General features: G+C 59.7%; 10 protein-coding genes and 1 pseudogene. 4 read left to right on the top strand and 7 right to left on the bottom strand.

Annotated features, from left to right (window positions below; all coding sequences use genetic code 11):
* A pseudogene (locus AMS69_RS19945) lies at positions 1–187 on the bottom strand (IS5/IS1182 family transposase); the annotation flags it as partial.
* A gap of 354 nt (positions 188–541) precedes the next feature.
* Here AMS69_RS19945 and AMS69_RS19395 point away from each other — a divergent pair.
* From AMS69_RS19395 to AMS69_RS19385, 3 genes are all read left to right on the top strand, one after another.
* Positions 542–1,753 (top strand): tyrosine-type recombinase/integrase, encoded by a 1,212-nt coding sequence (locus AMS69_RS19395; RefSeq protein WP_238378593.1) that lies wholly within the window; start codon positions 542–544, stop codon positions 1,751–1,753.
* A 112-nt stretch (positions 1,754–1,865) separates the two neighbouring features.
* Positions 1,866–2,711 carry a ParA family protein gene (locus tag AMS69_RS19390; protein WP_053969673.1) on the top strand — a complete coding sequence of 282 codons (846 nt, stop codon included), beginning with the start codon at positions 1,866–1,868 and terminating at the stop codon, positions 2,709–2,711.
* On the top strand, positions 2,708–3,091 hold the full coding sequence (locus tag AMS69_RS19385) for a hypothetical protein (RefSeq protein ID WP_053969672.1): 384 nt from the start codon (positions 2,708–2,710) through the stop codon (positions 3,089–3,091). The genes AMS69_RS19390 and AMS69_RS19385 overlap by 4 nt, the downstream gene beginning before the upstream one ends.
* A 520-nt stretch (positions 3,092–3,611) precedes the next feature.
* On the opposite strand, the gene AMS69_RS19380 is transcribed toward AMS69_RS19385, so the two are convergent.
* On the bottom strand, positions 3,612–4,649 hold the full coding sequence (locus AMS69_RS19380; RefSeq protein ID WP_238378592.1) for an NAD(P)/FAD-dependent oxidoreductase: 1,038 nt from the start codon (positions 4,647–4,649) through the stop codon (positions 3,612–3,614).
* Between the two features lie 263 nt (positions 4,650–4,912).
* Entirely contained in the window at positions 4,913–5,317 is a 405-nt protein-coding gene (locus AMS69_RS19375; RefSeq protein ID WP_053969670.1) for a DUF4864 domain-containing protein, read from the bottom strand.
* Between the two features lie 123 nt (positions 5,318–5,440).
* On the opposite strand from AMS69_RS19375, the gene AMS69_RS19370 reads away from it, so the two are divergent.
* Positions 5,441–6,001 (top strand): PAS domain-containing protein, encoded by a 561-nt coding sequence (locus tag AMS69_RS19370; RefSeq protein WP_053969669.1) that lies wholly within the window; start codon positions 5,441–5,443, stop codon positions 5,999–6,001.
* Positions 6,002–6,047: 46 nt separating this feature from the next.
* Here AMS69_RS19370 and AMS69_RS19365 read toward each other — a convergent pair whose 3' ends face one another.
* From AMS69_RS19365 to AMS69_RS19350, 4 genes are all read right to left on the bottom strand, one after another.
* Positions 6,048–7,040 carry a DUF3592 domain-containing protein gene (locus tag AMS69_RS19365; protein ID WP_053969668.1) on the bottom strand — a complete coding sequence of 331 codons (993 nt, stop codon included), beginning with the start codon at positions 7,038–7,040 and terminating at the stop codon, positions 6,048–6,050.
* A gap of 100 nt (positions 7,041–7,140) precedes the next feature.
* Complete coding sequence (locus tag AMS69_RS19360; protein ID WP_053969667.1) at positions 7,141–8,769, bottom strand: hydantoinase B/oxoprolinase family protein; 1,629 nt, start codon at positions 8,767–8,769, stop codon at positions 7,141–7,143.
* Entirely contained in the window at positions 8,766–10,760 is a 1,995-nt protein-coding gene (locus AMS69_RS19355) for a hydantoinase/oxoprolinase family protein (RefSeq protein ID WP_053969666.1), read from the bottom strand. Before AMS69_RS19355 ends, AMS69_RS19360 begins: the two co-directional genes overlap by 4 nt.
* The gene (locus AMS69_RS19350) at positions 10,761–11,969 is read right to left on the bottom strand and encodes an Nramp family divalent metal transporter (RefSeq protein WP_053969665.1); all 1,209 of its coding nucleotides are present in this window, start codon (positions 11,967–11,969) and stop codon (positions 10,761–10,763) included.
* Positions 11,970–12,016: the final 47 nt, after the last annotated feature.

Genomic DNA, 12,016 nt, shown 5'->3' with positions numbered 1-12,016 from the left:
TCTCACTCAGCAAATCGAGTGCTTCTCGGTAGGATTTCTCCAGGTAAACCCGCAGACAGTGCAGCGACACCACCGCATACTCGGCGAAGCCGCCACCCCCTTCGGGGGCGGCGACTTCGCCTCGCTCACCAACAGCATTTTTAGCTAACTGGACCGCTTTGTTTGTGAAGCGGGAGATCTTCGACATAGAGCATCGGCGGTTTCCCGCTTCATTCCACTAGTTCTAACGGTCGAAGCCGACGCTGTCCAGCGATTCACCAGAGCCGTCTAAATACATACATTACAGCCCCGCTACACCCGCTGTAGTCTCAACACCTCCGAGGTGAAATTTGATATAGCTATATACAGTTTATACTATTTGCCCCTCTAACTCCCAGTATTTGTCTTGTTGTGGGTTTCTGCGTGAGAAAACAACACAAGACAAATTATTAGTACTCCGATTGAAATACAATACATACGAAATTCCGACGATTCAGAGGACCCAGTAGGGATAGCACGCTGCCTACCCACTCAGACAATGACCGAAACTCGCTATTCAACGATGGACCTGACCGATTGCAAATCATTCTACCGTGAGACCGTTGTGCCGGCGATGAAAGACGACGGCCTCAATCCAACAGTTGAAACCCCCACATACGCATGGCTGAACCGACAGTTCCCGGGATTCGTCAAGCATCTCCAGCGCCGGTTTGACCTCTCTCCGGGGCAGTTCTACGACGAGATCGGGGTACCGGAAGCACCGATTGAATCGGGGTCATTCGAGTTCCTCGCTGACAATACACAGCAAGCCGTCGAGGAATACCTCGCAGAACTTTCGACTCGACGGGGGCGCGCTGATGCGACAATCGACACACGTCGGTCTATTTTGCGACGTTACATGAAAGTATATACCAATATCCACGATACAAAAGATCTGCTCGCACCGCTGGAGAATCCCGATGAACGCGTTGCAGAAATGGATCGGGTTGCAGCGACGTTCGACGAGCTTGACCAACTAGATGAGGCGCTGACGACGCTTGCATCACGGCGTAAATACGTTCAAGACACACGGCAGTTCTACAAGCACCTAGTGATGTTCGGCACTGCCGCGTACAACCCGCTCGCCGACCTCGAAATCCGGTTTGGGTGGGATACGACTCCATCATGGGATAACCAGGCACTCGATAGAGACGCTGTCCAGCGCCTATATACAGCGGCGACTGAGCTACGCGACCGATTCATTGTGGTCGCATGTTGCGGGTGGGGGCTGCGGCCGAGTGAAGTCGCATCGCTCCATATCCGACAGCTCAATCTCGATCCGGATGATGACTCCCATCCGTACATAGAGTTCGGTGACGGCGAGCGGAAAAACGGCCCCGGGACAGTGGCTCTGCTGGCCGGTCTAGAGACCGTAGAGCGACGGATTGAGGCGCTTGCTGATCCAGAGTGGTCTGGATACCTTCTGCCGTCTTCATCCGCGACTAGTGGTCATCTAACTGCTGAAACCGTCCGTCGTCGGTTCAAGTCAGTGGCCGAGACCGCAGGTATCACGGTTGATGGCACCACGCCGACGCCGAAAACGGGTCGTCGATTCTGGTATACTACGTACGGTGCTGCTGTCCGGCGAGTTGCGGAGCGGTTCGAAGATGTTGCGGCTGAGCAGGGCTCGACGTCCGCAATGGTCGTCCTCGATAACTATCTCTCCGAGTCTGAGGCCCGATCTCACCGCCGCGCAGAGATGCGCGAGACGCTTGCGGGGTTATTCACTGCGTAATCACTCGTGGGAACGGAACAGTTGTGTGGCAGGGAAAACACATTAAATAGCTATACGGTATAGCTATACCGTCTGACTAATCTTTATATCTGTGCGGCGAATCCAATACGGTATGCTGACCTACACCGTGTACAGCGAGGCCGGCGGTGTCGGCAAGACAACGATGGCGGCGAACCTCGCCGTCGCCGACGCCCGCGCTGGTCACGACGTACTGGCAATCGACATGGATCCCCAGGAGGGGAGCCTTTCGTTCCTGTTCGATGTTGCGGACCGCCGAACGGACTCAGAGGCCGACAGTTTAGTTCGACACCTCGTTGAACGGCCACGGGGGCCGTTCGCTGACCTGATTGAGACTTCCGAGGGTGTCGACGTTCTCCCTGCACACAACTCTCTGGAGGTACTCTCGAAACATCTGCGGCGGCGCGAGGAAGAGGCAGCGGATTTCGGTGAAAACTGGAATCCGAACGTCCAACTTCTTCGTGTATTAAAAGACGCGGGCATTCCATCAGCGTATGACACTGTCATCATCGATCCGCCGGCAACCGCAGACGTGAAACTGTACAACGCGTTGCACGCCACACGAAACCTGGTCATTCCGTTCGAACCGAGCGGGAAGGGCCAGCAGTCCGTCGAGGGTCTGGCAGACCTCGTTACTGGACTTGAAGACACACTAGACATCAACGTCGGTGTGTTGGCCGCTGTACCGAACCGATTCAAAGGAACCAACGATCAAGAAGAGATGCTCAAACGACTCCGTGCGCAGTCGTATGATATCCCGGTCGTGTTCCGTGAGCGAACGTCCTTGCTCGAGGGGTGTTGGCGCAAACAGTGTTCGGCGTTCAAATACATCGAAGAACACCGGAGTCGGGAACGTGACTATGAAATCGAGACGCTGGAGCAGTTCGAAAAGCTGGCGGCACACCTCCGTCAGACCCGAGAACAGGAGGCAACAGCATGAAATCCGGTTCAGGCGACGATCCGTTTGCAGAGGCGGACACAGACACAGAGGCGGAAACGGACGACCAGCAGGATGCGATGCCAGCTACCGAAACCGAATCTCCTGCCGTAGAAACTACGACCCAACCAGACATCCCGTACAAATTTCGGCGGGACTCCGTCAAGCAAGATCGTAAACAACGGCCGATTTTCATTCGGCCCGAGGTTGAGGAGCGGGAGTCCACCTTTCTCCGCAATTTAGAAGATGCAGTCGGCGAGGACGTATACAAGACCGACGCGCTGGAGGCTGCCCTTGTCGTCGCCATGGACAATCCGGAGCTTGTCGCAGAAAAACTCCGTGAGTGGGGGTACGACTGGGAGCAGTCGTCCCCCTCCCGATAGCGCCTTACCCGTTCTTCTACACTGAGTAGAACTGCGACTGTCTTTCACTCTACGGCTGACCTGTTTGCTATGCTTGACTCTACCTCTGACTAGGTAAACTATCGCACAGGGCTAGAACTAGCAGCTGCGTTTGCTGACTATCCTTGTCCGCTAACTTGTTCGACCACCTTTTCCAGCTATAATCGTTAGCTATACTAACCAGCTATGCTGTATAGTCATTCTACTTGGACATAATGGATGGCTATAAGAAATAGCTATATCAAATAGGTACAGGATAGGATTAATCTTCATAGCTGGCATGGTGAGCTGACACGAGTATCTCTATCTGTGCTACGCCGACTGCTCAAACGGTTGGTGAGTAGTTGTGAGACAAATTGGCACTCATACAGACAAGAGTAGCGTATCGGTAGCGAATACGACCCGCCTGAAAATTAAGCGACACCATGTCCCACCACTCTCCACGGTTCCCGACCGAACACCGCTCTCTGGCCGACTGCGTGTCTAACCGTGAGTAGTGGCTCTAAATGAAGGTTCGAACAGCGCCCAGAATATCTGCTGGCTGCTGCGGTTCGAAGGCCTCCTGATACTCGATGTCCGACTTTGCCAACTGAGCTATTCCGTCTAATCCGATAGTGTGATGAATGGGTGAAGCCACACCAGTGACCGCTTTCGTCCAGAAGTTCTGGCACAACAACCTGCGTTTATACGACTCCCCTTGCAGGAAGGAACGCACAGCAGCTCGGCCGGACTGTGCCGCATGTATCATTCCAAAGCCCGTCAGGCTGTTTGCCAATCCGATGGCGTCACCCGCGATATGCACTGTACAGTCGTTTAGCTCGTACGAACAGTGTGAGAGGCTCCGTAACCCGTTTGAGACATCAGTGCCGCCGTACAGGCTCTCACGCTCTGGGGGCTCGATATCGATTTCTGCAAGCAACTGTCGCATATCTTCGTACAGTTCGGCAGGGGGCTTGTCCTCTCGACAGCCGAGGCCGACAGTTGCCTCCTCCGGTGACTGTGGCACGATCCAGAGGAAGTAATTCTCGTACGCAAGTGCTCTTGGCTCAGGATACAGATGGGAGAAGTCAGCCTCAATCCTCCCGCTCAGCGTCGGACACGCTACGTCATAGGATAGGGACGTAAACCGGCGTGAGATCGGGAACTGACCAGTGGCATCAATCAGTAGATCCGACTCCGAAGATAGCCTTCGAAACTCTGCTTCGTCGACGTCTGCGTTCTCTACAATCTCTGTCCGTTCGAGCGTGCCTGCCCAGTGTTTCTCTAACTCCCCTCTGTTCAAAATCACGCCATCAGGAACAGTTACAGTTGTTTTCCCGTTGGAACCGACAAATATCCCGGTATTAGCCTCTCTAACGTATCCCGGAACATGTCGATCCAGAGGCAGCTTCGAGTAGTCCCAGACCATCTCCCCCCAAGCCCCCCTTCGATCACCGCTGTATGCGCCCTTATCGTAGAGTTGCACGTCCGACGTAACCTCTTCAGCCACTTGCGCTGCTGCCAGCCCGGCGAATCCCCCTCCGACGATAGAAATCCTCATACCGTACCCTTTGGCGGTAGCTATTTCAAATATACCCTATTGCTCGCCTGTGTTTGTTGCTGCTCTGCGGTGGATGTTCTGACCGAAGGGAATTACCCATTTTACGGCTCTGTGGCTGGCAGGCCGACACCTGTAGCGCGTTCTCTGCGGAACAGTGTATGAGAGAGGTCGGAAGAGTACTCGACGGGCAAAACTGGTCGTCGCTATTGCAACCCGATTCACGACACGTTACAACTCACTGATTCAGCTGTCGCCGCCCCCGATCAGACCACGACAACACGGTCGGTTTGCCAGCACCCTCGAAACTCACCGACGGACTGGACTGACAGACCGAACTCGTAGGTGGTTGTCCGTCCATCCGGTCCCGTAATCGTCACCCGCTGCTCAGCGTAGTTCTCGTCTTGCTCTACAGGGCCTCGCACAGCCTCTTCGAAGTCGATCATCGGGCGGTACTGCGGTGACTCGACCATGGCTATGAACCGGTCGAGGGGGCCAGTCGAGCGGCGGTTGGCCGGGGAGGCGAAGTTGTACGCCGTCATGATCCCCGCGTCGTCACATGGCTTGTCGTTCGTTTCAAGCGCATCAAGCTGGATGGCAACAGCATCGCCGGGGCCGTATGTCTCGCTGGGTGTCGGAAGGCCGACCACCGGGTACTCGTGTTCAGACATTGTAGAGACAAGCGCGTATCTATAACAGGTACTCTATCAGCATGAATGGTAGGTCCAAGCAGCCATATGCAGGATACCGACGGGAGTTTGTGCCTCCGAAGGCTAGGCCTGGCAACTCCCAACATGGCCGCACTCAGGGACGCACTTATCGAAACCATGCTGCTCGACGAGGAGCAGTTTCGCCGGCGACTTCCGGACCTTGTCGACACACACCAGCTCCGGACTGTCGATCCGGACCACGCGGGGGACTCGCCGGCAGGCATTATTCGGGCCCTCGATGGGTTCGAGACTGGCTCTGTAACTCCTTTCGAGCGAGAATACATCGCGAAAATGGTTCGACTCGGGACGGCCCCGCTGGGCCTGGCACTCACTGGCCCGGCGTATCAGGACAACCCAGTCCGATATGCGACACAGACGCTTCAGGAGATGACCGGGTACTCGCTGGCAACGCTTCGCGGCGAGAACCTTCGATTGCTGCAGGGACCAGCCACGGACCCCGAGGCGGTCGCAACGCTTCAGGAAGGGATCGACATCTGGGAACGGCGAACCGTCGAACTATGGAACTATCGCGCGGACGGCACACGCTTCAAAAACCGAGTGACGATAGTGCCACTCACCGGTCCCGACGGCTCCATCACGAACTGGCTCGGTGTGCAGGAAGCCATCGACACAGCAGACAGCTAGCTATCGGTGGCACGACTCAGCGACACGTCCGACCCCAGGTGCCTGGTCAGCTTGCAGTGTAGAGGAGATACGCCAGCGTCGCCGTCATCCCGGCAGCAATCAGCAATACCCATCCAGTCAGCCGGACACGCTGTCCGTACTCGCTCAAATCACCGTCGCCGGTTCCGAGTATCGTAACAAGCCGACTCGGGTGTCTGAACGGACTCGGCGGTTTTGACGCAGACAGCCGCTGCCGGAGCTGCCGGTATTCGGTGAACGACCAGACGCCATACAGGCACAGTGAGAGGACCATCCCGACCCAGAAGCTGAACCCCGCGAGCATCGAGAGCCCGACCGGTCCCAGAAGTTCTGCCTGAATCTCCTGTGGCGGGCCTCCGAACCCACCGGTGGTGTTCAGGAGACCGAAAACCAGCGCAACCAGCGAGAGCCAGAACCCGACGAAACAAACACCGAGTCCCTGTTTCGATAGCCGGTGAACTGTCTCGCCGTGACTGTCAACCCAGGTCTCGCGTGGCGCTGGCTGCACCTCGCTTGCCGGACGGAGCTCCTGCTGACCCGGGCTCTTCGCCCCCAGCCCGGCCAGCACCCCGATGACAGAGAGGAAACCGCCGATGGCGATGGCTCGCAGTGGCCACGGCGTCCGCTCTCGAACGAGGAACGCGTCGTTCGGGTCGGCCGGTGAGACGTACGCGCGGGTCGTTGCTCCCGGCTCGTAGGACTCGACCACTGACTCTGCTCTCGACCGGTCGGAGTACGTCCGAACGCCCGTGCTCGGGAACACTTGCTCGCTGGTGTACGTCTCCCCCTGATACTGGTACGTGTAGCGAATCTCCGGCTCGTAGTCGATCCCACGACCGCCTTCCATCCGGTCGACGCGAGCGTCGGTGATGGTTGCCTGGACGGCAACGGCGTTGTCGACCGCCTGTGACTGCTGGACGTAGTCGTACCCCCCAAACCCGAGAAGGCCAACTGCGAGGAGCAACAGAAGCGCGCTCTTCTGTGAAAGGTGGAGGGTCGTGATTCCGATCGGGACCTTCATCTCAGTACACAGTACTGTGTTCCTGTCGTATGAGCGTAGCGCTCGAACAAACCGCTTCACAGCTCGGTCGTGTTCTATCAGGGACAACCGAACCAATACGTCACTGGTTGTCTACCTTTCCGTCCTGTCGGTCCCGCTCTTTCGCTTCCGGGTCCCGCTCTGCTGGGTCGCCGTGCCCGCCGCCGCCGGGTGTTCGGACGGAGATTGTCGACCCGGCCTCGACGTCAACGGAAGCCTTCGCGGGAACTGGCTCGCCGTCGACAAGATTCTCCCCTGTCGCGCCGTCTTTGCCGCCGTCGATTCCATCGGGGGCCGTTCGTCGGCGCTCAGTCAGCAGTGACACGGTTGCGTCGGTCTCGACGGTGACGGTGCGTTCGAGGCCCAGTCCGCCGCGGTATCGGCCGTCGCCGCCGCTCGACGGACGCAGCGCGTACCGCTCGACCCGGAGCGGATACTCGGTCTCCATCGCTTCGACAGGCGTGTTGAGCGTGTTCGTCATGCCGACCTGTACGCCGTCCATCCCGTCTTTCCCGGGCCGGGCACCGAACCCGCCGCCGATTGTCTCGTAATAGGTAAACTCCCCGGCTCGGTCGCCGATAATGAGGTTGTTCATCGTTCCCTGTCCACCGGCAGGAACCCTGTCGGGGACTGCCGTGGCGAGTGCCGCCAGTGTGACATCCATGACGCGCTGACTCGTCTCGACGTTGCCGCCGACGACTGCAGCGGGCGCGTCCGGGTTGAGTACTGACCCTGCAGGCGCGGAGACGGACACCGGCTCGTAACAGCCGTGGTTCGGCGGAATCTCCGGGTCGGTGATCGCTCGGACGACGAAATAGACCGCGCTCTTTGCGACTGAAAGCGGCGCGTTCAGGTTGCCCGCCACCTGATCGGCGGTCCCGGCGAAGTCGACAGAAACCGAGGCTCCATCGATGGTGACGGCCACCGTGATCGGGATGTCGGCGTCGGTCACGCCGTCGCCTTCGAGGATATCCTGCGCTCGATACGTTCCGTCCGGAAGCGCGTCGAGTTCCGTCTCAACCCGCTCGCGGGAGTACTCGATGACGGCATCGAACGCATCGAGCAAGGTCGACCCGTGTTCTTCGAGGAGTTCACCGATACGTTCCTCGGCTCGTTCGTTCGCAGCGCGCTGCGCACGGAGGTCCGCCTCACGCTCGTCCGGGGTCCGGACGTTGGCACGGATGAGGTCGTGAACTGCCGCGTTGGGTTCGCCGCCGTCGACGAGTCGAACAGCAGGCAGTCGGAACCCCTCCTCGTAAATCTCCTTTGCACCCGGAGGCATGCTCCCCGGCGAACTCCCGCCCACGTCGGCGTGATGGGCTCGCGAGACTGCATACCCGATCACCTCGTCGTTGGGTGCTATCGTCGAGACGAGCGTGATATCCGGCAGGTGTGTCCCGCCGGCGAACGGGTCGTTGACGATGAACACGTCACCCGGCTTCGGGTCCTTCTGGAGGACAACATCCACCGCATCGGGCATCGCGCCGAGATGTACAGGGATGTGTTCCGCCTGTGCGACCATCCGACCCGACGCGTCGAAAAGCGCCGTCGAGCAGTCCTGGCGTTCCTTGATGTTCGGGGAGTACGCCCCGCGGATGAGCACGTGGCCCATCTCGGTTGCAACACTCTCAAGCTGGTTCCTGAGGATTTCCAGCGTTACGGGATCGATTGCCTCCTGTTCGTCACTCGGTGTCGTGGCTTCGTCGTTCATGTGTCGCTCACCGCCATTATCAGTGTCCCGTCATCGCGGACCCAGACGTTCCAGGCCGGCGGGACGACAATTGTACTCTCATCGCCCTCGATAATCGCGGGGCCGTCGATTCTATCCTGTGGTGGCAGTTGCGCCCGTCCGTAGACTGGTGTTTCGCGGACTGCGTCGGCGAACACTGCTTCCCGGGACCCTTTCTGTGGGTCGCCCTCCGCGGCGTACTCGACCGGCGGCGCGCTTCGTTCGACGGTCGTCGTCACGCGACAGTTCACCAGTTCGACCGACTCGTCCGCTCGATACCCGTACGCGGACTGGTGGGCTGTGGCGAACCGCTCGCGTGCGTCCGCGGTGTCGAACGGCCGGTCGACATCCACGGTAAGTTCGAAACTCTGGCCGGCGTACCGGAGGTCGGCGGAGCAACGCACTGTCGCCGTCTCGCGGTTGCTGACCTCAGCCAGCAGTTCGTCGGCCATGTCCTCGTAGACTGCATCGACGTCGTCGTGGTCGACGGCGTCAAGCGACCGCTGATACGTCCGTACTGCGTCGCGCTTCTCGTCGGCTGCGAGCAGGCCGTACGCTGATAGCACACCTGAGGCGCGTGGAATCACCACCCGATCCATATCGAGGCTATCTGCGATGGCTGCCGCGTGCATCGGCCCAGCACCCCCGAACGCAGCCAGCCCGAACTTCCGCGGGTCGTACCCGCGCTCGACGGTCACGGAGCGAATGGCTCTGGTCATGTTCGCATTGGCAACGCGATAGACGCCACGAGCGGCTTCGAGGGGACCATCGAGACCCGCCTCGTCGGCGAGGTCAGCAAGCGCGTCGTACGCCGCGTCCTCGTCGAGAGACAGTTCGCCACCCAGGCTGGTACTTGCGCCGATATAGCCCAGCACGAGGTTCGCGTCGGTGACGGTCGGCTCAGTCCCGCCCTTCCCGTAGCAGGCGGGGCCGGGCGTAGCTCCGGCGGAGCGCGGGCCGATTCGGAGTGCGCCTCCGGCGTCGACCCAGGCGATAGACCCGCCACCGGCCCCGACTGTTTCGACGTCGACCATCGGCGTCTTGATCGGCCGCTCGTTGATGACGCCCTCCGTCGTCCGCTCCGCTTCGCCATCACGGACGAGACTCACGTCGCTAGAGGTCCCGCCCATATCGAACGTGACGAGCCCGTCCTGCTCGTCGTCGGCCATCGAACCTGCCCCGACGACGCCAGCGGCAGGGCCAGAAAGGACAGTCGTCACGGCGTTCCGCCTGACGGTGTCGGCTTCGGTGATCCCACCGTTGGCCTGCATGATCCGGGGCTGTGGGAGTCCGAGGTCCCGCGCACGGTCGGTCAGGTGGCTGACGTAGCGGTCAATCGCCGGCCGTACGTACGCGTCGACGGCCGTCGTCGATGTCCGCTCGTACTCGCGGAACTCGGCGAGGACTTCGTGTGAGGCTGAGACGGGCACGTCGAGTTCATCCCGAAGGATGTCTGCGACGCGTGTTTCGTTTTCAGGGTGCGCGTACGCGTGCAGCAGCGAGACGGCAACGGACTCGACATCCATCTCGCGCAGCTGCTCGGCGATTGCCCGCACTTCGCTCTCGTCGACGGACTGTTCGATACCGTCCGTGGTCGTTCGTTCGGACACCTCGAAGCGTCGGCGTCTGGGAACCAACGGCGTCGGCTTTTCGGCGGACAGGTCGTACAGCGACGGGCGATCCTGCCGACCGATCTCCAGCACATCCCGGAACCCGTCGGTCGTGACGAGCGCGGTCTTTGCGCCGTCCTCTTCGAGCAACGCGTTGACCGAGACCGTCATCGCATGTGAGAACTCGCTTACGGTCTCAGGGTCGATGTCGGCCGCTTTGCAGGCCTTCTCGATCCCGGCGATGACGCCCTCGCTCTGATCTTCGGTACTCGGAACTTTCGCAGTCACGAGTTCGCCGTCGAGCGACAGCGTCACGTCGGTGAAAGTGCCACCGACGTCGACACCGATCCGCCGGCCGCCCATCTACAGCACCCCCGCGACGCTGAGCAGCGTCCGAACCCCGAGCCACACGACGATGAGCGTCACAATCGCGCCGAGGGCGTTCGCTATCGACCCGTTCGTGTACTCGCCGAGGAGGTCCCGCTGGTTCATCGCATATATCAAGAACACCGCGACGATTGGCAATAAAATTCCGTTGACAACCTGTGCGAACACGATAATCTGGACGGGACTGCCACCCAGCAACACCGAAAGCACCCCGACACTGAGGATGGTCCCCCAGACGGCGCGAAACTGAGTGCTCTGCATGTCTGATTCCCAGCCGAGCGCCCCTGTAGTCGCCCATGCACCCGCAAGCGGCGCTGTCGTCGCGCTCGTGAACCCGGCGGCGAAGATGCCGATGCTGAAGAACAGTTCGGCGTACGGCCCCGCGATGGGTCGCAGTTGTTCGGCCATCTGACCGATATCGCTGATCTGGGTCCCTGGCTCGAATGCTGCGGCCGCGGTCACCATTATCGTAATCGTGATCACGCCGCCCGCAACGATTGACAGGACTGTGTCGATGCGCGAGTGACCGATATCGTCGGGACCGCTCCACCGTTCCTGGACGTTACTCGCGTGCAGGAACAGGTTGTATCCGACGATGGTCGTTCCGATGAGGCCGGTGATGAGGTACAGCGACCCCGAGGGGATACCGGGGACGAACCCCATCGCAATCGCACCCGGGTCAGGACCGATAAGGATAGCCGATGCCACGAACGAGAACGCCATCACGGCGACCAGACCGATGAGCGCGCGTTCGATCAGTTTGTAGCGGCCAGTGTAGAGCAGGAGTCCGGCCACGAGTCCCATCACGACCCCCCACACCGTCGAGTCGATACCCGTGATCGTCGCGAGCCCTGCGGCACCGCCGAGGATATTCCCGGCCTCGTAGGCAGCGGTCCCGACGCCGATCGCGCCGACAACGAGGAATATACTCACGTACTCGACGATCTGATTGTCGAACCGCTCCCGAAGTGCTTCACCGAGTCCCTCCCCCGAGACAAGGCCCAGCCGCGCACTCATCTCCTGGAGAACAATCGTAGCAGCGATTGAGAAGACCATTGTCCACAGAAGCGCGTAGCCGAACTCCGCCCCGGTGACACTCGCAGTCGTGACCGTGCCTGGGCCGATGAACGCGGCAGCGACCATCGCTCCCGGGCCGACGGCTTTGAGTCGTTTTGTAATGCTCATGATTGTTAGTTTTGATAGCCACTGTCACGGTCCCGGCAGGTAAGCAA

The organism is Haloarcula rubripromontorii (assembly GCF_001280425.1).
Taxonomy (GTDB): Archaea; Halobacteriota; Halobacteria; order Halobacteriales; family Haloarculaceae; genus Haloarcula; species Haloarcula rubripromontorii.
This window is presented reverse-complemented; position numbering and strand designations above follow the sequence as displayed.